Raw genomic sequence first — 20,650 nt, 5'->3', positions numbered from 1 at the left:
CCTAGAACTCCCCGGATCGGTCGGTGCGGATACGTTCGAGCAGCAGCAGCGAGACCGCGCACACGAGCATCAGAATGGTGCTGAGGGCCATCGCCTGGCCGTAGTTGAGCTCCCCGGACCGTCCGAGCAGCCGCGCCACGGCGACCGGGAGCGTCGGGTTGTCGGGCCGTGCGATGAACACCGTGGCGCCGAACTCGCCGAGCGACACGGCGAACGCGAAGCCCGCCGCGACCAGCAGCGCCCGGCGAACCAGCGGCAGGTCCACCTCGCGCCAGGCCCGCAGCGGCGAAGCGCCGAGCACCGCGGCCGCCTCACGCAGCCGGCCGTCGACCGCTCTGAGGACCGGGAGCATGGTGCGTACGACGAAGGGCACCCCGACCAGGGCCTGGGCGAGCGGCACCAGGATCCAGGAGGTCCGCAGATCCAGCGGCGGCCGGTCGAGGGTGATCAGGAAGCCGAAGCCGACGGTGACCGCGGAGACCCCGAGCGGCAGCATCAGCAGAGCGTCGAAACCCCGCACGAGCCGGCCCGCCTTCCGGGTCAGGGCCGCCGCGGCCAGCCCCCCGACCACCAGCGCGATGAGGGTCGCGACCACGGCGTAGCGCAGCGAGTTCCCGATCGCCTCGATGGGCGCGGCCAGGAACGTACCGCTGTTGGCCTCCGTCGATCCGAGCGCACGGTAGAACGCGAAGCCGTGGCCGCCCGGCACATCGAGCGACCGCTCCACCAGGACGGCGAGCGGCAGCAGGATCAGCACCAGCACGGTCAGCAGGACGCCGCCGAGCAGGGCCCACTGGCCCGCGCCACGCGGCCTGCGGGCGGTCTGCGCCGGGTCGACCAGCTTCAGTGCGGTCTCCCTGCGCCGTACGGTCCAGGCGTGCACGGCCAGGATGGCGCCCACCGCGGCGAACTGCACCAGGGTCAGCACGGCGGCCGTGGGCAGGGCCAGCAGCTGCGCGGTCTGCCGGTAGATCTCCACCTCCAGGGTGGAGAAGCCGGGGCCGCCGAGGATCTGCACGACGCCGAAGGACGTGAAGGTGAAGAGGAAGACCATCAGCGCGGCGGCGGCCACGGCGGGTCCGAGCGCGGGGAGTGTGACCCGGCGCCAGGCGGCGAACCGTCCGGCGCCGAGGACCCGTGCGGCCTCCTCCTGCCGGGGGTCGAGCTGCGACCAGAGTCCGCCGACGGTGCGCACGACGACCGCGTAGTTGAAGAAGACATGGGCGAGCAGGATCGCCCACACCGTGGTGTCGAGCCGTACGCCCCACAGCTCGTCGAGGAACCCGCCCCGGCCCAGCAGCGCGAGGAACGCGGTGCCCACGACGACGGTCGGCAGGACGAACGGCACCGTGACGGCAGCCCGCAGCAGTTGCTTGCCGGGAAAGTCGAAGCGGGCGAAGACGTACGCGCCCGGCAGGGCGATCAGCAGGGTCAACACGGTCGAGGCGAGGGCCTGCCAGAGCGTGAACCAGAGGACGTGCTGGATGTCCGGCCGGCTCAGCACCTCGCCGATCCGCCCGAACTGCCAGACGCCGTCGGCCTTGAGCCCGCGTCCGACGATCGCCACGACGGGATAGGCGAAGAACACGGCGAAGAACGCCACGGGCACGGCCATCAGACCGAGCCGCACCGCGCCCCCGCGCAGCGTCCGGGCGCGCGCGGACTTCCCGCGCGCGCCCGGACCGCGTACGGGAGTCTTCGCTACTTCACTACGAGCGAGGACCATGACTGGACCCACTGCTCACGGTTCTTGGCGATCGTGTCCGGGGCGACGGTCGTCGGCTTGTCGACCGTGGCACCGAACTTCGTGAAGAGGTCCGGCACCTTCGCGCCCTCGGTGACCGGGCTGACGAACATGTTGAGCGGCATGTCCTCCTGGAACTTCTTGCTGATCAGGAAGTCCAGCAGGGCCTTGCCGCCGGCCTCGTTCTTCGCGCCGTCGAGCAGGCCCGCGAACTCGATCTGACGGAAGCACGTCCCCGTGGCGACGCCGGTCGGGGCGGTCTTCGGCTGCGGGTCCGCGTACAGCACCTCGACGGGCGGGCTGGAGGCGTAACTGACGACGAGCGGCCGGTCGGCCTTGGCCTTCTTGCCACCCGCGGAGCCGGAGAACTCCTCGTTGTACGCCTGCTCCCAGCCGTCGACGACCTTGACGCCGTTGTCCTTCAGCTTCTTCCAGTAGTCCTGGTAGCCGTCCTCGCCGTAGGTGGCGACGGTACCGAGGAGGAAGCCGAGGCCGGGCGAGGAGGTCGCCGCGTTCTCGGTGACGAGCAGGTTCTTGTACGCGGGCTTCGCCAGGTCGTCGAACGTCTTCGGCGGCGCGAGCTTCTTGTCGGCGAAGTACTTCTTGTCGTAGTTGATGCAGATGTCACCGGTGTCGACGGGGGTCACCCGGTGCTTCTCGGCATCCAGCTGCACGTCGGCGGCGACCTGGTCGATGCCCTTGGCGGCGTACGGCGTGAACAGGCCGTTGTCGAGGGCGCGCGAGAGCAGGGTGTTGTCGACGCCGAAGAACACGTCACCGCGGGGCGAACCCTTGGTGAGGATCTCCTGGTTGAGGGCGGCGCCGGCGTCCCCGCTCTTCAGCACCTTGACGGTGTAGCCGGTCTGCCGGGTGAACTCCTTCAGCACGTCCTTGGACGCGTTGAAGGAGTCATGGCTGACGAGGGTGACGGTCTTGGAGCCTGAGCCCTTGGTACCGCCGCTGCCGGCGGCCGAGTCGTCGGAGCTTCCGCAGCCCGCCAGCGCGGTCGCGCCGAGCGCCGCGGCGACGGCCGTCACCGCGATCTTCTTGGTGGTGCTCATGTGATTCCTCCTGGGGTGACCAGGAAGAGACGCGGCCCTGCCCGCGCCGGTGGAAACCGGAAGCGGGCAGGGCGCAACAGCTTGAGTAAGGTCCGAACTTCCTACCCGGAATGACCCGGGCGAGGTTCAGAGGGTCTGCGGCCAACCTGTCCTCGGTGCCGCACTCTCAGCGCTGTGGCGCTCCCCTGTCGGAATATGAAGTTGATTTCGAGCCCAGGCTACACGCCCGGTTTCGGCCTCACCGCTCGGATGCCGCCAGCTGTCCGCAGGCCCCGTCGATCTCCTGCCCACGGGTGTCCCGGACGGTCACCGGCACCCCGTGGGCGGCGATCGCCTCGACGAACGCCTTCTCGTCCTCGGGCCGCGAGGCGGTCCACTTCGAGCCGGGGGTGGGGTTCAGCGGGATCAGGTTGACGTGGACCCGCTTGCCCTTGAGGAGCCGGCCGAGCCGGTCGCCCCGCCAGGCCTGGTCGTTGATGTCGCGGATCAGCGCGTACTCGATGGAGATGCGGCGGCCGGACTTCTCCGCGTACTCCCACGCGGCGTCCAGCACCTCGCGCACCTTCCACCGGGTGTTGACCGGCACGAGGGTGTCGCGCAGCTCGTCGTCCGGGGCGTGCAGCGAGACAGCGAGACGGCACTTGAAGCCCTCGTCGGCGAAGCGGAGCATCGCGGGGACGAGGCCGACGGTGGAGACCGTGATCCCGCGCTGCGAGAGCCCGAGGCCGTCGGGCTCGGGGTCGGTCAGCCGGCGGATCGCTCCGACCACGCGGTTGTAGTTGGCGAGCGGCTCGCCCATACCCATGAAGACGATGTTGGAGAGCCGGGCCGGGCCGCCCGGGACCTCACCGTCGCGCAGCGCGCGCATGCCGTCCACGATCTGGTGGACGATCTCCGCGGTGGACAGGTTGCGGTCGAGACCGGCCTGCCCGGTGGCGCAGAACGGGCAGTTCATGCCGCAGCCGGCCTGCGAGGAGATACACATCGTGACGCGCTCGGGGTACCGCATCAGGACGGACTCGACCAGCGTCCCGTCGTGCAGCTTCCACAGCGTCTTACGGGTGGTGTCGTCGTCGCAGCTGATATGCCGGACCACGGACATCAGATCGGGGAACAGCGCCTCGGCGAGCTTGTCCCGCGATCCGGCGGGGATGTTGGTCCACTCCGACGGGTCGTGCGCGTACCGCGCGAAGTAGTGCTGCGAGAGCTGCTGCGCGCGGAAGGGCTTCTCGCCCGTCGCGGCGACGGCTTCCTTGCGCTCGGCGGGCGTGAGGTCGGCGAGGTGCCGCGGCGGCTTCTTGGCTCCGCGGGGCGCGACGAAAGTGAGTTCTCCGGGCTTAGGCATGGTTCTTCCAGTGTCGCAGACAGAACAGTGAGGGCCCGCCGCCCTGTGGACAACGGACCCTCACTCGTAAAAATGCAGGTCAGAAGGGGTGACCTGAGAACTTCTCAGCCGGAGCCGACGAAAATCACCATCAGCAGCCAGACGACCGGCGCCGTCGGCAGCAGGGAGTCCAGCCGGTCCATGATTCCGCCGTGCCCGGGCAGCAGCGTGCCCATGTCCTTGATGCCGAGGTCCCGCTTGATCATGGACTCGCCCAGGTCACCCAGGGTGGCGCTGGCGGCGACCGCGAGGCCGAGCAGCAGGCCCTGCCACCACGTGCCGTCGTCGATCAGGAACTGCATGCACAGCGCACCGGCCACCATCGCGAAGGCCACGGCTCCGAAGAGGCCCTCGCGGGTCTTCCCGGGGCTGATGCGCGGTGCAAGCTTGTGCTTGCCGAAGCGCCAGCCGACGGCGTACGCCCCCGTGTCGCTGACCACGGTCAGCAGCAGGAAGGTCAGAACCCGCTGCGGCCCGTCGTCGGCGGTCAGGAGCATGGCCACGAAGGTCGCCAGGAACGGCACGTAGAACGCGGCGAAGACGCCGGCCGTGACGTCCCTGAGGTAGTCCTCCGGTGGCTCGGTCATCCGCCAGACCAGTACCGCCAGAGCGGTCAGGGCCATGGCGATCCAGGCACCCTCCGCACCCCGCGCGTAACCGGCCACGACCATGGCCGCGCCACCGATCGCGAGCGGTACGAGGGGCGCCTTGATGCCCTTGCGCTCCTCCAGCCGGGAGGTGAGCTCCCACAGGCCCACGACGACGGCGACGACGATCACGCCGACGAAGACGGCCTGGACGATGAAGAGCGAGGCGACGACGACGGCACCGAGCCCTACGCCGACCCCTATGGCGGCTCCCAGATCACGGCCCGCACGCTTCTTCTGCGGGGGTGGCGGCGCGGTGGACATGGGCTCCTGCGGCTTCTCGTCGCGGAACAGGGGGCCGCCGCTCAGGCGTCCGGCCCCCTGGTCCCGGTCATCACGGTCGTCAGCGTCTCTACCTGCGTCGGGAACGTCCGGCACGATGGGCATGGGCCGAGTCTGCTGGGCGTCATGCACATCGTGTGCAGGACCCGCCGGAGCGGCCCGCATCTCGGGCGCAGCCCGATGGCCGGCGCCCTGCGGGACGCCCCAGGAAGAGTCGTTCATCAGACTTCGAGCAGCTCGGCTTCCTTGTGCTTCAGCAGCTCGTCCACCTGCGCGACGTACTTCGCGGTGGTGTCGTCGAGCTCCTTCTCGGCGCGGCGGACCTCGTCCTCGCCGGACTCCTTGTCCTTGACCAGCTTGTCGAGCGTCTCCTTGGCCTTGCGGCGGACAGCCCGGATCGAGATCTTGGAGTCCTCGGCCTTGGTCTTCGCGACCTTGATGTAGTCGCGACGGCGCTCTTCGGTGAGGTCGGGGAAGGTCACCCGGATGATGTTTCCGTCGTTGCTCGGGTTGACGCCGAGGTCCGAGTCGCGGATGGCCTGCTCGATGTTGCGCAGCGCGGTCTTGTCGAACGGCGTCACAACCGCCATGCGGGGCTCGGGCACCGAGAACGAAGCCAGCTGGTTGATCGGGGTCAGCGCGCCGTAGTAGTCGGCGACGATCTTGTTGAACATCGCCGGGTGCGCACGGCCGGTGCGGATCGCGGCGAAGTCCTCTTTCGCGACCACGACGGCCTTCTCCATCTTCTCCTCGGCCTCGAGGAGGGTTTCTTCGATCACCACGTGCTCCTGCGTGTCTTGAGTGGGCCCGGCGTGCTCGGGCCCGGCGGGTCCTGCGTCGCGTCCTCACCTGCACGGTGTCCGACCGGCAGGCCGTTGTCCATCTTTCGGGGCCGTCCCGTGGGCCCCCGGGACATCACCGGGTCGCCCCGGCGAAGTCCCCCGGTTGTCAGGCCCGGGTGCCCTGGTCACTCACGAGCGTGCCGATCTTCTCACTCTTGACGGCGCGGGCGATATTGCCCGCGGTCGTCAGCTCGAAGACGAGGATCGGCAGCTGGTTGTCGCGGCAGAGCGTGATGGCGGTGGCGTCGGCGACCTTGAGATCGCGGGCGAGCACCTCGCTGTACTCCAGCGCGTCGAACTTCACGGCACCGGGGTTGGTCTTCGGGTCGGAGTCGTAGACCCCGTCCACGCCGTTCTTCCCCATCAGCAGCGCCTCGGCGTCGATCTCCAGGGCGCGCTGTGCCGCGGTGGTGTCGGTGGAGAAGTACGGCATGCCCATGCCCGCGCCGAAGATGACGACGCGCCCCTTCTCCAGGTGCCGTACGGCACGCAGCGGAATGTACGGCTCCGCGACCTGGCCCATGGTGATGGCCGTCTGGACACGGGAGTCGATGCCCTCCTTCTCCAGGAAGTCCTGGAGCGCGAGGCAGTTCATGACGGTGCCGAGCATGCCCATGTAGTCGGACCGGGCCCGGTCCATGCCGCGCTGCTGGAGCTCGGCACCGCGGAAGAAGTTGCCGCCACCGATGACGATCGCGATTTCCGCCCCGTCGCGGACGACTGCCGCGATCTCGCGGGCGATGGCGTGCACGACGTCGGGGTCGACGCCGAGACCCCCGCCGCCGGCGAACGCCTCTCCGGACAGCTTCAGCATGAAGCGTCCGCGCACCTTGCCGTCGTCGCGCTTGTGGTCACCTGTTGCGGCGTCCGCGCCCTTGTTCATGGAGATTCTCCTCGTGCACATACGAAGAAGGCCATTGCCGGTGGGTCTGGTGTCCCTCAGCGGCAATGGCCTCCTCGTCAGATCTGCGGTCGTACGGCGGTGTGCGGCCGTCGACTGCACCAGACCCTATCGGGGTCCACCGTTTTTCGCGGACGGACTCAGATGCCGACCTTGATGCGCGAGAAGCGCTTCAGGGTGACACCGGCCTCGTCCAGGACCTTCTGGACGGACTTCTTGTTGTCCAGCGCGTACGGCTGGCCGAGGAGGGTGGCCTCCTTGAAGAAGCCGTTGACGCGACCCTCGACGATCTTCGGGAGCGCGGCCTCGGGCTTGCCCTCGGCGCGCGTGGTCTCCTCGGCGACGCGGCGCTCGGCCTCGACGACCTCGGCCGGGACGTCCTCGCGGGACAGGTACTTCGGCGCGAAGGCGGCGATGTGCTGGGCGATGCCCTTCGCCAGGTCGGCGTCGGCCTTGTCCAGCTCGACCAGGACACCGATCTGCGGCGGCAGGTCGGGCATGGTGCGGTGCATGTACACGGAGACGAAGGCACCCTGGAACTGCGCGAAGCGGTCCAGGACGATCTTCTCGCCGAGGTTGGCGTTGGCCTCGTCCACGTACGCCTGGACGGTCTTGCCGGGCTCGATCTCGGAGGCGAGGAGCGCCTCGATGTCGGCCGGGGAAGTCGCGGCGACGTGAGCGGCGAGCGTGTTGGCGACGGCCTGGAACTTGTCACCCTTGGCGACGAAGTCGGTCTCGCACTTCAGCTCGAGCAGGACGCCGGACGTCTTGTCCTCGGAGACGACGGAGACGACCGCGCCGTTCTCGGCAGAACGGCCTTCGCGCTTGGCGACGCCCTTCTGACCCTTGATACGGAGGGCTTCGACAGCTCCGTCGACGTTGCCGTCGGCCTCGTCGAGCGCCTTCTTGCAGTCCATCATGCCGGCGCCGGTGAGCTCACGGAGCTTCTTGACGTCAGCGGCGGTGTAGTTCGCCATGAGTCTGTATTTCTCTCTCGAAGTCTGAAAGATCTACGGGTGAACGGCGGGGGCGGTGCTTGTGGCACCGGCCCCCGCCGTCTTCAGCCGTGACGGGTGTCAGGCCTGCTCGGCGTCCGCGGCCGGAGCCTCGGCAGCGGGGGCCTCGGCAGCAGCCTCGGCGGGGGCCTCAGCGGCCTCGGCGTCCGCGACCTTCTCGGTCTCGGCGGAGGTCTGGACCTCGGCGTCGGCCTTCTTGTCGCCCTCGAGCAGGTCGCGCTCCCACTCGGCGAGCGGCTCGCCGGCGGCCTTCTCGCCCGGCTTCGAGTCGCCGGTCGCGGCGCCGGAGCGGGCGATGAGGCCCTCGGCGACGGCGTCGGCGATCACGCGGGTGAGCAGGGTGACGGAGCGGATCGCGTCGTCGTTGCCCGGGATCTTGTAGTCGACCTCGTCGGGGTCGCAGTTGGTGTCGAGGATCGCGACGACCGGGATGTGGAGCTTGCGCGCCTCACCGACGGCGATGTGCTCCTTCTTGGTGTCGACGATCCAGACGGCGCTCGGCACCTTCTGCATCTCGCGGATACCACCGAGGGTCTTCTCCAGCTTGGCCTTCTCGCGGGAGAGAACCAGGAGCTCCTTCTTGGTGAGGCCGGAGGCGGCCACGTCCTCGAAGTCGATGAGCTCGAGCTCCTTCAGGCGCTGAAGGCGCTTGTACACGGTGGAGAAGTTGGTGAGCATGCCACCGAGCCAACGCTGGTTGACGTACGGCATGCCGACGCGCGTCGCCTGCTCGGCGATGGCCTCCTGGGCCTGCTTCTTCGTACCCACGAACATGATGGAGCCGCCGTGGGCGACGGTCTCCTTGACGAACTCGTAGGCGCGGTCGATGTACGACAGCGACTGGAGCAGGTCGATGATGTAGATGCCGTTGCGCTCGGTGAAGATGAAGCGCTTCATCTTCGGGTTCCAGCGACGGGTCTGGTGACCGAAGTGGACGCCGCTTTCCAGCAGCTCCCGCATCGTGACGACGGCCATGGCCGTACTCCTTGAGGTGCTCGGTTATCGCGACCGCAGGATTGCGGTCACGCCTGACGCCCCGACGCGCCGTGCCACGAAGGACCGAGGAGCGCGGCCACCTTCCCTGAGGGAGGTGGCGGGGCGTGCGAAGTCGACCCGGTGACCCGGATCGCCAAAAGAAGTGTACGGGACCCGCCGGGTGCCGGGTGACGGCGCTGTCCACAACCGGTCGGTAGTCCACAGATCCGGTTCATGATCCCCGCGGATCCGCCGGGCGGGGGACGGTGGCGGCATGCGTTTCACATCTGAACGGGACGGTTCCCGGATCCACTCCACCCGCACGGCCGCCCGTCGCGGCGCGCCGGTCGGAGCGACCGGATGGCGCGCCGGCAGGGCGACGGTGGCTGTCACGGGGTTACTGCTCATGGGGCTGCTCGCGGGTGGATGCGGCGGGCCGTACGCCCTGGCGGCGGAAGGGCCACCTCCGAGCGCGGCCGGGGGTCGGGGCGGGGGTGCGGGTACGGGTACGGGTACGGGTTCCAGTGGGGCTGGGGCTTCGGGTCGGGGTGCAGGTACGGGTGAGGCTGGGGCTGGGGCCGGCGCTTCCGGGACAGGTGGGGCTGGGGCTTCGGGGGCTGCTCGTGGGGCCGGTGAGCCGGGTGCTTCAGCCAGCGCGCCGCCCGATGCGGCGGCCGGCGATCCACCCGGGCCGGCGGTTCCGGGCGGTGAACGGGTCTGGCCGCTGGAAGGGCGGCCCCCGGTCCTGCGGGGGTGGGAGCCTCCGGCCACGGAGTACGGGCGGGGGCATCGCGGGGTGGACCTCGGTGCCGGGCCGGGTGCGCAGGTGCTCGCGGCCGCTGCGGGGCGGGTTTCCTTCGCGGGCGGCGTGGCGGGGCGCGGCGTGGTCGTCATCGAGCTGGCGGGGACGGGCGATCCGCCGCTGCGGACCACCTACGAGCCGGTGCGCCCGCTGGTCGCGAAGGGCGACGAGGTCGCGGCGGGGCAGGTGGTGGCGGTCATGTCGGCCGGGCCGTCCCACTGCGCGTCCGGCTGTCTGCACTGGGGCCTGCGGCGCGCGGATGCGTATCTGGACCCGCTGTCACTGCTGCCGACGTCACTGCTGCGGCGCGGACCCTCACGGCTGCTGCCGGTGTCAGGTGTGCCCGTACCCCGCACCGCTGTTCGTAGCTTCCGGTCGCCACGGCAAGCAGCCGGGCGGGGTGCCTCGCGAGAGGGTCAGCCGTGGTCGCCGCGGATGCCCCGGACGCCGTTCAGCACCATGGCGACGGCGGTGTCCGCGATCACTCCGGGCTCCTCCGCCACGCTCAGCTCGATACGGCGGACCGCCGCGTCCACGGAGCCTTGGAGCAGCATGGCCGCGAGCCGGGGCTGATCGTGCCCGAGGTCACCGAGTGCCTCCACGATCATGGCGATGAGGCCGCCGTGCGCCGCCCGGATCTTCTCGCGGGCTCCCGCGTCCAGCTCGCTCGCCGAGATCGCGACGACGGCTCGGTGCCGGCGGTCGCCGACGAGGTCGAGCTGCCGCCGGACGTACGCCTCGATCTTCTCCTCGGGTGTCCCCGCCCGCTCCATCGCACTCTCGACCTCGGCCGCCCATACGGGGAAGTCGACGGCGCAGAGCTCCTCGACCACGGCGGCACGGGAGCGGAAGTACTCGTAGACGGAGGACCGGGCGAGGCCCGTGCGCTCGGCGAGAGCGGGGAAGGTCAGCGCCTCCGTGCCCCCCTCGGACAGCAGGGAGCGCGCTGCGTCCAGGAGGGCGCCGCGCTGCATGGTCCGGTGCTCGGCCACGGAGGCCGCTCGAATCCTGGGCACGCCACCACTCTACGGCGGCCGGTGTTCACGAGGGGGGCGGGCGGCCGGGTTCGTTGACCGAAGCGCTCCAGCCGGGAGGCTACCCGGGTCCGCCCGGCCTCCCCCGGCCGTCTCAACGTCCGGCGTCGGCCAGCTTCGCGCGCAGTTGCAGCACCGACTTGGTGTGAATCTGGCTGACCCGGCTCTCGGTGACCCCGAGGACGTTGCCGATCTCGGCGAGGGTGAGGCCCTCGTAGTAGTAGAGCGTGACGACCGTCTTCTCGCGGTCCGGGAGGGTGTTGATCGCGCGGGCGAGGAGCCGTCTGAGCTCATGGTCCTCGGCCACCTCCACCGGGTTGTCGGCAGCAGTGTCCTCCAGCGTGTCCATCAGGCTCAGACGGTCGCCCCCCTCACCGCCCACATGGAGCAGCTCCTCCAGCGCGACGACGTTGGCGAGCGACAACTGGCTGAAGACCGCGTGCAGTTCCTCCAGCGCGATGCCCATCTCGGCTGCGACCTCCGTCTCCGAGGGTGTGCGTCGCAGTTGCGCCTCCAGGGTGGCGTAGGCCCGCTCCACCGCCCGCGCCTTCTGGCGCACGGAGCGGGGGATCCAGTCCAGCGCCCGCAGTTCGTCGATCATCGCCCCCCGGATGCGGGTGATCGCGTACGTCTCGAACTTGATGGCGCGCTCGATGTCGAACTTCTCGATCGCGTCGATCAGCCCGAAGACTCCGGAGGAGACGAAGTCCGCCTGCTCGACGTTGGACGGCAGGCCCACACTCACCCGGCCGGCGACGTACTTCACCAGGGGCGAGTAGTGCAGGATCAGCTGTTCCCGCAACCGCCCGTCGCCCGTGGTCTTGTACGAGCGCCACAACTCGTCGAGCGAGGAGGGGGCGGGCGGGCGCACAGTGCCACGCGCAGCCGGTGGCGCTGCCGCGCGGTCAGACCCGGAGGTGTGCTGGGGCATGTGGTGCCTTGAGCCGTTCTGCCGTGAAGTGCTGGGGGACTTGTATCTGGGCCGGAATCCTCGTGAGCGTAGCGTGACTGACGTGTCGCGGTCCGCGCAGGATAAGGGATCGGTGCTGTGCGCTTCCCGGCGAACGGACGTGGAGCGTGACGCGGCGGCGGACACGATTGCGCACCTGAGCGAGGACATGACGGATGTCCGGGGCCGTCGCCTCACGCGTCGGCCCCGGAGGCGTCACTGACGGATCCACCGAGGTCATCGGCATCACCTTTTCACCCGAATGCCCCAGGTCAAGAACCGCCTCGCCGCGCGTCGCCATTGCATGTCGGCCGCTTCGTCAACCTCCATCCATCGCCTTCGCGTTCGACGAACCCCAGTGAGTGCAGTTCGTACAGCTTGCCGAGCGCCTCGTCGGCACTCGTGGCCGCGGCGCGCGCGACCTCTCGTCCGTTGACGCAACCATGGGCCGGCAGGGCGTCGAGCACCCTGCCGCAGACGGGGTCCAGGTGGTCGCGGGGCAGCATCGGCCCGCGCCTCGGCGGAGCCAGATCCCCGATGTCCCCGACCAGTTCGGCCACTTCCGCAGCGTCCGTCACCAGCACCCCTTCGCCGCGCAGGAGTTCGTGCACGCCGGCCGACAGACCGCTGGTGGCGGGGCCCGGTACGCCCATGGTGTAGCGGCCGAGCCGTTGGGCGGAGCGCGCGGTGACGAGGGAACCGCTGCGGTACTCGGCCTCGACGACGACCGTTCCACGCGTCAACGCGGCGTTCTCTGGGGGGTCAGCAGGGGTGGTGTGTCGTTGCGGAGGGCCTCTCGTAGGGTCCTTCTGCAACAGGTCTCAGGGGGTGTGGCTCTGCGGCAGATCGTTGCATCAAGCCGTGGAGGCAAAGTGGAAGTGCGGGCATTTCGTGTGGTGCTGCCGTCGGGCACCCAGTACTGGACCGTGGTTGACGATGATTTCGAGGTGATCAGGGAGGCCGACCAGTTCCTGCGAGAGACCCGCTTGGCCAGGGGACGAGCGGAGACAACCACCAAGGCGTACGCCGAGGGAGTCGTCCTGTATTTCCGCTGGTGCTTGGCCACGGGGCGGGACTGGAGAACCGCAGCCCGGGAGATGGGGCTGTTCATGCTCTGGCTGAAGTGGACGCCAGGCCGCGGCGCCAACGCACCGGTGGTCGTGCCAGGGCCGGGATCGAAGCCTGTCCGGGCCGAGATCCGGGTCAACAAGGTCCTCACCGCGGTGCGGATGTTCCTGCTCTACGCCGTGACGAACAAGCTGGTGGCGGGCTCGGTGCTGGAGCAGATCTACGAGGTTGGCGACACCCGCGATCTGCCCGAGGAGGCCCAGGGCGAGAGCGGTGGCATGCGTTTGCGGCTGCGTGCTCGCCATCGGGTCGATGAGCCGGAGACGGGCATCGACCGCGCCAGCGACGAGGAAGTCGTGGCGATGTTCCTGGCCTGTCGTTCCGCGCGGGACCGGTTGACGCTGCTGCTTCTCTCGCGTGTCGGCCTGCGTCCGGGGCAAGTTGCGGGCCTGCGCCGGAGCGACTCGCATTTGCTGATGGACTCCAGGCCGCTGGGGTGTGACATCGAGGGCGCCCACGTCCACGTCGCCCGCCGGCAGAACGAGAACGGCGCCTGGTCTAAGTCGAAGAAGGCATGGGCGATGCCGGTGGACTTCCTCGTGGTTCAGGCATTCGATCAGTACGCGCTTGAACGCCATGAGAATCTCCCCGCTGGCGACAGTGACTTCCTGCTGGTCAATCTCTTCCGGCCGCCATACGGCAAGCCGGTGAGTACGGACGCGATCGGCGAGCTCTGCGAGTCCTTGTCCCGCCGGGCCAACCTGGGCCGGATGATCACGCCGCGGATGTGTCGCCACGCAATGGCCAGCAACGTCGCGGACGCCGGGGGCAGTCTGGACGAGGTCCAGGCTCTGCTCGGCCAGAAGAATCCTCACTCGCCAAGCCCCTATCTCCACCCGTCCCGCACCCGGCTGCGGGACGCCATCGAGCGGGTCCCCTCTCCTCGCCTGCAGTTCGGGGGCACCGACCGATGAGCACCCTTCGCGCCGTCGCCTCGACCGCCAGCTCCACTACAGATGAGATCGCCAGCCCTCTGCACGAAGCCGTCAACCCCGAGTTTCTGCAGCTCATGAGCTGGGATCCACAGATCAAGTTGCTGATCATCCCTCGCGACCATCCACAGTTCAGCGCGCCGGACTGCTTGGTCACGGGCTGCGACAAGATGGTCTACTACGCGTTTCAGCACGGCCTCTGCGTCGGTTGCATGAGGCGGTGGGAGAAGAGCGGACAGAGCATCGAGGAGTTCACCGGAACCGCAAAGCGGGTCTGGCGGGCCATAGGTGAGGTTCCCTGCAAGGTCCCTGAGTGCGCCCGGCCGAGCAACGGCCTGTCCACTCCCCTCTGCTCCGCTCACCTTCATCAACAGAAGCGGATCTACAAGATCCCGGTCGAAGAGTTCGTACAGCATCCCGATGTCGTCCCTCTGGAGGCTTTCGGCCCCTGTCACGTCGCCGCGTGCTATCGGCAACGTCAGAGTCCGACCGGCTACTGCCCCGCACACGCTCAACGCCGCAGGGCCGCGATCCGCAAGGGAACTCTGGGCGACGAGGACCACTGGCGCCGGACCACGAACGCGGTCTCCGAGCATGGCGTCATCAGCCTGCGTGGACTACCCGACCGAGTGGTCCACGAGGTCCTCTACGGCCTGCAGGAACGTGTCCGCGAGGGCGTGATGCAGAAGGACTACATCCTGCGACCGCTCTGCGATCTGATCCGTTCACAGCAGGTGACAACGCTCACCGAGCTCGACCTGGGCAACGTCAACCACACGACGGCCGGCGCGGCCAAGGGCTTCCTCAAACACCTCGGCCGCTTCGGTCTCACCCCCGAGACCGAGCGGCACAAGGACATCTGGTCCGGCTACGCGTTTGGCCTGGACGGCTACATCCACTTCGACAAGATCAGTCAATTCTGGCTGCGAGAGGCCACGAAGGCCTGGGCCCTGGACGACATTCCGCAACGGCGGGGCAAGGGCCGAACGGTCGTCCAGTCGCACATCAACGCAATCGTCCAGCTCTCGGACAGCCTTCGGCTGAACCGGCCCGACCACGGCGAGGACGTTCGCACTGTCGCACGCGATGACCTGACGATCTTCCTGAACCGCCTGCTGTTCCTGAAAGAGCAAGGCGAGATCAGCGGATACACACACGTCCGCCTGGTCCGGTATGCCCGGCGCCTGCTGAGCCGAATGCGGACCCTGGGCCTGACCAAACGCGATCAGCCCCTGCACGGGATCTGCGAGACCTTCGGCCTGCGGGCCGAGGACGTGCCGGACGACCCCGAGGACAGCGAGGCCGGCCGCGATCTGCCAGCCGAGGTGATGACACAGCTCTGCCAACACCTCGACAGCCTCGAAACCACGGGAGCCCCCGAGATCCGCACGGCCGTGGAATTGGTCATCGACACCGGCCGACGGCCCACGGAGATCTGCCGGCTTCCCTACGACTGCCTTGAGCGCGACGAGGACGGCAAGCTGACGCTGGTCTACGACAACCACAAGGCGGCGCGGAAAGCCCGTCGCCTGCCCATCAGCGGCGAGACAGGCGCCGTGATCACCGCTCAGCAGGAACGAGTACGGGCACGGTTTCCGAACACCCCCACCAGCGAGCTCAAGCTGCTGCCCACCGTCCTGACCAACGCGATGGGCACCAAGCCGATCTCCGCAGAATGGCTGTCCGCCCGCCACCGAACCTGGGTGGATTCACTACCCGAGTTCCTGGTCCCCACCGTGGTCACAGTCAAGGGCCGCCAGGTCACTCAGATGCTGCCGTTCGACAAGGCGAAGATCTTTCCCTACGCCTACCGACACACCTACGCTCAACGGCACGCTGACGCCGGCGTCGCTCCCGATGCCCTGCAGTCACTCATGGACCATCGTCAACTGACGACCACCCAGCAGTACTACCGGGTCGGCGAGAAACGCAAGCGTGAGGCGGTGGAACGGGTCACCGCGATGCAGTTCGACCGGAACGGCAACCGCGTCTGGCGCAAGGCACAGGCCCTGCTCGACTCCGAGCATGCCCGCCGGGCCATCGGGGAGGTCCAGGTGCCTTATGGACTCTGCACCGAACCCACCAACGTGCAGGCCGGTGGACACGACTGCCCCGTCCGATTCCGCTGCGTCGGCTGCGACCACTTCCGCACCGACGTCTCCTACCTTCCCGACCTGGAGGCCTACCTCGCCGATCTCCTCCGCGGCCGCGAACGCCTCGCCGCATTCGCAGCCGATTCCTGGGCGAAGGCCGATGCCATGCCTTCCGACGAGGAGATCACGCGGGTCCGCCGCCTGATCAAACGCGTCCGGGAGGACCTGGACGACCTCACCGAGGAGGACCAGATTCAGATCAAGGAAGCCGTCACTGTGGTCCGCCGCACCCGCCGCGTCGTCTCACTCGGCCTGCCCCGCGTTGGGCCACCCGAAGACCTCCGCCCCGAAAGGCCCACAGGATGACCAACCCCATGATCGACGGAAAGCGCGCGGACTCGACCCGCCGCCGCGAACGCGTCCTCAAAGCCATCGACGCTGCCGCCAAGAACGGCGGAGACATCACCGTCTCGGGTCTCGCCAGAGCCGCCAGAGTCGATCGCACCTTCCTCTATCGCCACCGCGACCTACTCGAACGCGTCCACGCCGCCGCCAACACCCCTGCCGAGGAAGGAAGGGTTGCCGCAGTCAGCCGGGCCTCACTGCAGACCGATCTCGCGAACGCGCTGGAACGCAACAAGCGCCTCACAGCGCGGGTCCGGCAGCTGGAGAACCGCCTGTCCTCCCAGCTCGGCGACGCCGTCTGGGCCGAATCCGGCCTCGGCGCACCCGTCGACATCGACCAACTCCAGCGACGCATCACCCTCCTCGAACAAGAAGTCGCCGCGAAGCAGGACGAGCTCGACGAGCGGACCGAGGAGTTGGAGGCGGCGCGAGCAGCGAACCGGGAACTGACTCGGTCGCTCAACCAACGCGCGTGATCAGCTCTGACCGAGGCAACGTCGACACACGCACGCTCCCAAACCGAGAAGCAGCAAAACCCCAGGTCAGAGGCGCTATGAAGTAACCGAAATCTATTGGCAGTGACGCTCTCGCTGCTATACTGGTGTCGCAGGTGACCAGCGAACCTGGCACCCGTCCAGCCTTAGGCCCCGCCGAGCGCGGGGCCTTCGTGCGTCTACGGAAACCAGGTCCGCACGCTCACGATCTTCGGCTGGATACGTTCGTAGAGTCGTGCGTTGGCCCTCTTCGCCCTCGGATCCTTGTCGTTCCCGGACTCGATCCGGTGGTGGAGGAAAGCGATGAGATCGGCCGCTTGGACCAGCCGCGACGCCTCTGAGGAGGCGAAGTGCATCGTGTCAACGACCGTCGTGATCTTCCTAGGCTTATAGCCCCAGGTTCCCTCGGAGCGATAGCGGCGCAGATCGCGACGATAGTCGTCCTGCCCATCACATTCGTCAGAGATAATCAGGGCCAGCTCGCCGCGAGGCTTCGCATACTCGTCGATACGTTCCAGCAAGTGGGAGAGGACGATCGAGTGCGCCGGCTCCGCGTTGCGGCCATACCGCTGCTTGAGCCGGACGAGATCCACTCCGGAAATGATGACCTTGACGTCATGCTCGGCGATCGCCTGCAAGGCATCGCCATAGACAGCGATGCGTGCCCTGGGCTTGTCGCTCAGCTCTGACCAAGCCTGCTTGCCCTGAAAGATGTCGTATCCGTGAAGCTCGGTCTCGGGCGCGAGCTTCCCATGAGCGCGTCCGGCCTTGAGGATCACCTGATCCAGGGCGTCCGACAGGGAGTTCGCCTCCGTGTCTGGACAGAGCAACGCAACGAGGAAGTACAACCCTCGCGAGTGACTCTCATCAACATAGGTCAAGAACACTCGGCAATATTACGCGCCGTCACCGGACAAGTGGCACCTGAATATGCCCCAGATTTCAACTGCCCCGCGCAGCCCCCTCAACGGCAGGCGCCAGACGCTGCCCGGGCACTCACCACTACGAGCGCTTGCACCACAGGTGTTGCAGTTACTAGTGTCTAATCCACGTGCGCTGAGCTGCGCAAACTGGGTCAACGACGCTCCACCACACGCGCCTCCCCCAGAGAATCGACGATCACCCTGTTCCGCAGAATGAATCTGCTGCGGGTGGGATGCTCGGCCGGTGGCAGTTCACCGAGGACGAGCCCCTGTTCGACCACACGTCCGATCAGCTCGGTATGGCCGCGCGGGTAGGCGACGTCCACCCCGCAGGCCAGTACCGCCATCGTCGCGCCACCGGCCGCCAGGGCGCCGCGATGAGCAGCCCCGTCGACCCCGAAGGTTCTTCCGCTAGTTCAGTCGGCTGGCGGCCCTCTACACCTTCCCCTGGACTCTAGGGGCTGAGCAGGCGAAATCATCGCTGGGCGTTGAGTAAGGAATGCAACAGAGATGTTGCATGGCGTATCCCGCCGAGGATCACGCTTCACCGCCCTTCCGTTCCTTCCGGTCACCGCGCTGACGAGGTGAAGATGCCAGCGAGGTGGAGTCCTGTGAGATAGATGGTGGCGGTCGTGTCGTATCGGGTGCCCCCACCGCCGCTTCAGGGTGAAGCAGCGCCTCCGCGTCGGCGGCCGCGTCACTGACCGCCGGGCGGTGACCGCCTCCACGATGGGATACCGGCTGCTGGGCTGAGCCGCGACATGCACCTGAGGTCGGAGCTATGCCATGCGCGCGCGTTGGGTTCGGATGCGGTTTAGGCGGGGTTGTCAGGGTGTTGGCTGATCCAGTCCAGACCCGTGGGGTCCAGGTGGTGGCGAGCACGTGTTACGGCTACGTATGCCAGGCGAGCCTCTGCCTCGTCGACAGGCCGGGGAACGGGACGGCCCTGGGCATCAACTTCGTCGCTGTCGTTGGGCGGGGTGAAGTCGGATGCGATGCGCACCCGGGACCATTCCCGCCCCTTGGCTTTGTGGGCGGTGGACACGGTGATCTTGGCTGCAGCCTCGGGGACGAGGCGGTCGACGGCCTGGAGGATGGTGTCTGGGCCGTGCTCGTCGATGAGGTTGGCGAAGGGCTGCAGGTCGCTGCCAGCCGGGTCGTGTTCAGCGTAGTCGCGCAGCGCGTTCCAGGTGGTGAAGAGCACGAGCTCGGGATGGTGGGTGGGCCGTCCCTGGATGAGGTCGCGGGCGGCTGATGCCAGAGCGCGCAGTGATTCGCCGCCACCGACCAGTGCGGTGGCGGCACCGGAGGCAATGAGAGTGAGGACCTCGGCCATCGCTCCGATGTTGGTCCGGCATAGGACCACGTCAGGGCGGCCCGTGCGGGATCCGACAGTGGTGAGGATGTCGGGTGTGCCGGAGAGCCGGATGGGGGCGCCTGCGAGGGCGAGCCAGCGGTTGGCCTCGACGGCGAGCGCCGGGCCGAAGCGGAAGGAGCGGGTGAGGGTGAGGTGCTGGCCGGCGAACCGGGCCATCACGTCGCGGGCGCCGCGCCAGCCATAGATGGCCTGCGCCGAGTCGCCGACCATGACGATCTGGGAGCGCTCGCTGTGTGCCAGGACGATCTGCTCGAGGACAGGGTTGGTGTCCTGCGCCTCGTCCAGCAGCAGGAAGTCGCCGGGTAGGGCGGGCTCGGTCAGCGCCCACATCTTGAGGTAGTGGTCGTGTTCGAAACGCACTGTGCCGCCGTGTGGGTCGTGCAGGTCGGCCCACGCCTTGAGTGCGTACGGCAGGATCAGCTCGGCCAGCTCCGCATGATCGTCGGAGTCGTCGATGCCGCGCAGATGCGGAACGTGGTGGTAGGCCAGTTCCGCATCGGCCGACTGGCAGAAACGGGTCACCGTGCGCAGCACCGCGTTGGACAGAGTGGCCGGCATCAGGCCCAGCCGGCCGATCTTGGCCGGGGTGTTCAGGCCCAAGTCCTGGCCGATCCGCCAGCCGGGCCTTCGAGGGCTGTTGAGACGGCCGCGGTAGAGGTGGCCGAGCGCGGCGTAGGCCAGAGAGTGGGCGGTCTTGCACTGCACCGTCGGCGGAAAACGGGCGGCGGCATCCAGGGCGATGGCTCGGTTGAAGGCGACGTAGCGCCCACGACGCTTGGGCATCTGTGCGGCGAGGAATTCGAGGGTGGACGTCTTGCCGGTACCGGCGCCGGCCTGAATGGCGAGATGGCCGCCGCTTCGGAAAGCCTCCAGAGCGGCGGCCTGTTCGTCGGTCGGGGAAAAGGGCATGGGACAGATCTCTCCGGAAGCTCGAGGGCCCACGTCCGCTGCGCACGAGCACCGCGAAATAGGCTGCACCTGGGGCAGGTGCTGGAGGAAACGTGCCAATGAACCCGCCGCTCATCTGCGTACGCGCCGCCCGGTCCCCTCGATACGGTGACGATGGGGAAACGAGAGTGCGAATCCGGCACGGATGAGCGAGAGTGCTGTCCCGTTCGGGTGGCCGCCGGGCGGCTGGGCTCAGCCTTCGGAGCGTGGAGGTTCGTGGCCCTGGCACAGCGGGCCAAGCAGCTCGCCCAGCGGAAGCGAGAAGGCATGGGCGAGCGCATGCCAGGTGGCCAACGTGCCGATCGTGCGGCCCTGTTCAATCTCGATCAGGGTGCGGCGAGACAGGCCGCTGCGGGAGGCGAGCTCGTCGTAGCTCCACCCGTGCTGCGCACGCAGGTACGAGAGGGAGAGCCGTAGTGCCGTCGGATTGGGCTCCGGCGGCGGCAAGATCGTCACCCATCCATCACATGGTGCAGACCCCTGCCCTGGCAGTGCAGACCTCTGCCCTATTTGTGGCGATGCGGAAGCGCCATCGATAGGGCAGAGGTCTGCACTATGGTGGCGGCTCCCGGAGTCGCCCGGAACCAGGGTCGGCGACTGACCGATCACGGTTTGGAGGGACCGATACCCATGGCCCTGTCCGCGCGCGCCTGGACCGTCACGATCAGCAGCCCGGCGGGGCGCCCTACGCTCCTCTGCAGCGGGTGCGCAC

General features: G+C 68.2%; 16 protein-coding genes, 3 pseudogenes and 1 riboswitch. Of the genes and pseudogenes, 4 read left to right on the top strand and 15 right to left on the bottom strand.

Annotation, left to right across the window (positions count from 1 at the left end):
- Position 1: 1 nt before the first annotated feature.
- From ACGFZA_RS06465 to rpsB, 8 genes are all read right to left on the bottom strand, one after another.
- Positions 2 to 1,615 carry an ABC transporter permease gene (locus tag ACGFZA_RS06465; protein ID WP_393677662.1) on the bottom strand — a complete coding sequence of 538 codons (1,614 nt, stop codon included), beginning with the start codon at positions 1,613 to 1,615 and terminating at the stop codon, positions 2 to 4.
- Between the two features lie 86 nt (positions 1,616 to 1,701).
- Positions 1,702 to 2,805, bottom strand: a complete 1,104-nt coding sequence (locus ACGFZA_RS06460; RefSeq protein WP_385286762.1) for a thiamine ABC transporter substrate binding subunit — start codon at positions 2,803 to 2,805, stop codon at positions 1,702 to 1,704.
- A gap of 80 nt (positions 2,806 to 2,885) precedes the next feature.
- Positions 2,886 to 3,002, bottom strand: a riboswitch (TPP riboswitch).
- A 41-nt stretch (positions 3,003 to 3,043) separates the two neighbouring features.
- Entirely contained in the window at positions 3,044 to 4,150 is a 1,107-nt protein-coding gene (gene rlmN / locus ACGFZA_RS06455; protein WP_148021189.1) for a 23S rRNA (adenine(2503)-C(2))-methyltransferase RlmN, read from the bottom strand.
- A 104-nt stretch (positions 4,151 to 4,254) separates the two neighbouring features.
- On the bottom strand, positions 4,255 to 5,340 hold the full coding sequence (locus tag ACGFZA_RS06450) for a phosphatidate cytidylyltransferase (RefSeq protein ID WP_393677491.1): 1,086 nt from the start codon (positions 5,338 to 5,340) through the stop codon (positions 4,255 to 4,257).
- Positions 5,340 to 5,897, bottom strand: a complete 558-nt coding sequence (gene frr, locus ACGFZA_RS06445; protein WP_037690170.1) for a ribosome recycling factor — start codon at positions 5,895 to 5,897, stop codon at positions 5,340 to 5,342. Before frr ends, ACGFZA_RS06450 begins: the two co-directional genes overlap by 1 nt.
- A gap of 169 nt (positions 5,898 to 6,066) precedes the next feature.
- On the bottom strand, positions 6,067 to 6,843 hold the full coding sequence (gene pyrH / locus ACGFZA_RS06440) for a UMP kinase (RefSeq protein WP_148021169.1): 777 nt from the start codon (positions 6,841 to 6,843) through the stop codon (positions 6,067 to 6,069).
- A 158-nt stretch (positions 6,844 to 7,001) separates the two neighbouring features.
- Positions 7,002 to 7,838 carry a translation elongation factor Ts gene (gene tsf, locus ACGFZA_RS06435; protein WP_148021168.1) on the bottom strand — a complete coding sequence of 279 codons (837 nt, stop codon included), beginning with the start codon at positions 7,836 to 7,838 and terminating at the stop codon, positions 7,002 to 7,004.
- Positions 7,839 to 7,937: 99 nt separating this feature from the next.
- Positions 7,938 to 8,852 carry a 30S ribosomal protein S2 gene (gene rpsB, locus ACGFZA_RS06430; RefSeq protein ID WP_385286769.1) on the bottom strand — a complete coding sequence of 305 codons (915 nt, stop codon included), beginning with the start codon at positions 8,850 to 8,852 and terminating at the stop codon, positions 7,938 to 7,940.
- A 274-nt stretch (positions 8,853 to 9,126) separates the two neighbouring features.
- Between rpsB and ACGFZA_RS06425 the strand changes: the two are divergent.
- A pseudogene (locus tag ACGFZA_RS06425) lies at positions 9,127 to 9,870 on the top strand (peptidoglycan DD-metalloendopeptidase family protein); the annotation flags it as partial.
- Between the two features lie 200 nt (positions 9,871 to 10,070).
- Here the strand turns inward: ACGFZA_RS06425 and ACGFZA_RS06420 are convergent.
- From ACGFZA_RS06420 to ACGFZA_RS06410, 3 genes and pseudogenes are all read right to left on the bottom strand, one after another.
- Entirely contained in the window at positions 10,071 to 10,646 is a 576-nt protein-coding gene (locus ACGFZA_RS06420; protein WP_385286811.1) for a TetR/AcrR family transcriptional regulator, read from the bottom strand.
- Between the two features lie 136 nt (positions 10,647 to 10,782).
- Positions 10,783 to 11,619, bottom strand: coding sequence for an RNA polymerase sigma factor WhiG (gene whiG / locus ACGFZA_RS06415; protein ID WP_326739059.1), 837 nt, complete (start codon positions 11,617 to 11,619; stop codon positions 10,783 to 10,785).
- Between the two features lie 290 nt (positions 11,620 to 11,909).
- Positions 11,910 to 12,386, bottom strand: a pseudogene (locus ACGFZA_RS06410) (DNA-processing protein DprA); the annotation flags it as partial.
- A 123-nt stretch (positions 12,387 to 12,509) separates the two neighbouring features.
- On the opposite strand from ACGFZA_RS06410, the gene ACGFZA_RS06405 reads away from it, so the two are divergent.
- The 3 genes from ACGFZA_RS06405 to ACGFZA_RS06395 are packed head-to-tail and all read left to right on the top strand — an operon-like array spanning position 12,510 to position 16,671.
- On the top strand, positions 12,510 to 13,679 hold the full coding sequence (locus ACGFZA_RS06405; protein ID WP_393677486.1) for a tyrosine-type recombinase/integrase: 1,170 nt from the start codon (positions 12,510 to 12,512) through the stop codon (positions 13,677 to 13,679).
- The gene (locus ACGFZA_RS06400) at positions 13,676 to 16,156 is read left to right on the top strand and encodes a tyrosine-type recombinase/integrase (protein WP_393677483.1); all 2,481 of its coding nucleotides are present in this window, start codon (positions 13,676 to 13,678) and stop codon (positions 16,154 to 16,156) included. The genes ACGFZA_RS06405 and ACGFZA_RS06400 overlap by 4 nt, the downstream gene beginning before the upstream one ends.
- Positions 16,153 to 16,671 carry a DUF6262 family protein gene (locus tag ACGFZA_RS06395; protein WP_393677481.1) on the top strand — a complete coding sequence of 173 codons (519 nt, stop codon included), beginning with the start codon at positions 16,153 to 16,155 and terminating at the stop codon, positions 16,669 to 16,671. Before ACGFZA_RS06400 ends, ACGFZA_RS06395 begins: the two co-directional genes overlap by 4 nt.
- 197 nt (positions 16,672 to 16,868) lie before the next feature.
- Here the strand turns inward: ACGFZA_RS06395 and ACGFZA_RS06390 are convergent, their stop codons facing one another.
- From ACGFZA_RS06390 to ACGFZA_RS06375, 4 genes and pseudogenes are all read right to left on the bottom strand, one after another.
- A complete protein-coding gene (locus tag ACGFZA_RS06390) occupies positions 16,869 to 17,576 on the bottom strand; it encodes a DUF3800 domain-containing protein (protein ID WP_393677479.1) in 708 nt (235 codons plus the stop codon).
- A gap of 197 nt (positions 17,577 to 17,773) precedes the next feature.
- Positions 17,774 to 18,025, bottom strand: a pseudogene (locus tag ACGFZA_RS06385) (DNA-processing protein DprA); the annotation flags it as partial.
- A 401-nt stretch (positions 18,026 to 18,426) separates the two neighbouring features.
- Positions 18,427 to 19,899 (bottom strand): UvrD-helicase domain-containing protein, encoded by a 1,473-nt coding sequence (locus tag ACGFZA_RS06380; RefSeq protein WP_393677477.1) that lies wholly within the window; start codon positions 19,897 to 19,899, stop codon positions 18,427 to 18,429.
- Positions 19,900 to 20,130: 231 nt separating this feature from the next.
- Positions 20,131 to 20,394 (bottom strand): helix-turn-helix transcriptional regulator, encoded by a 264-nt coding sequence (locus ACGFZA_RS06375; protein ID WP_393677475.1) that lies wholly within the window; start codon positions 20,392 to 20,394, stop codon positions 20,131 to 20,133.
- Between the last annotated feature and the right edge of the window lie 256 nt (positions 20,395 to 20,650).

This window comes from Streptomyces sp. NPDC048211, assembly GCF_043202315.1.
Taxonomy (GTDB): Bacteria; Actinomycetota; Actinomycetes; order Streptomycetales; family Streptomycetaceae; genus Streptomyces.
Note: the sequence above shows the minus strand (reverse complement) of the source record. Positions and strands in the feature narration are given on the sequence as shown.

Coding starts and splice junctions, on each gene's coding strand:
- pyrH (WP_148021169.1), bottom strand. CDS start 6,843: ATGAACAAGGGCGCGGACGCCGCAACAGGTGACCACAAGCGCGACGAC.
- ACGFZA_RS06400 (WP_393677483.1), top strand. CDS start 13,676: ATGAGCACCCTTCGCGCCGTCGCCTCGACCGCCAGCTCCACTACAGAT.
- whiG (WP_326739059.1), bottom strand. CDS start 11,619: ATGCCCCAGCACACCTCCGGGTCTGACCGCGCGGCAGCGCCACCGGCT.
- ACGFZA_RS06460 (WP_385286762.1), bottom strand. CDS start 2,805: ATGAGCACCACCAAGAAGATCGCGGTGACGGCCGTCGCCGCGGCGCTC.
- ACGFZA_RS06380 (WP_393677477.1), bottom strand. CDS start 19,899: ATGCCCTTTTCCCCGACCGACGAACAGGCCGCCGCTCTGGAGGCTTTC.
- rpsB (WP_385286769.1), bottom strand. CDS start 8,852: ATGGCCGTCGTCACGATGCGGGAGCTGCTGGAAAGCGGCGTCCACTTC.
- ACGFZA_RS06395 (WP_393677481.1), top strand. CDS start 16,153: ATGACCAACCCCATGATCGACGGAAAGCGCGCGGACTCGACCCGCCGC.
- ACGFZA_RS06465 (WP_393677662.1), bottom strand. CDS start 1,615: ATGGCCGTGCCCGTGGCGTTCTTCGCCGTGTTCTTCGCCTATCCCGTC.
- rlmN (WP_148021189.1), bottom strand. CDS start 4,150: ATGCCTAAGCCCGGAGAACTCACTTTCGTCGCGCCCCGCGGAGCCAAG.
- ACGFZA_RS06450 (WP_393677491.1), bottom strand. CDS start 5,340: ATGAACGACTCTTCCTGGGGCGTCCCGCAGGGCGCCGGCCATCGGGCT.
- tsf (WP_148021168.1), bottom strand. CDS start 7,838: ATGGCGAACTACACCGCCGCTGACGTCAAGAAGCTCCGTGAGCTCACC.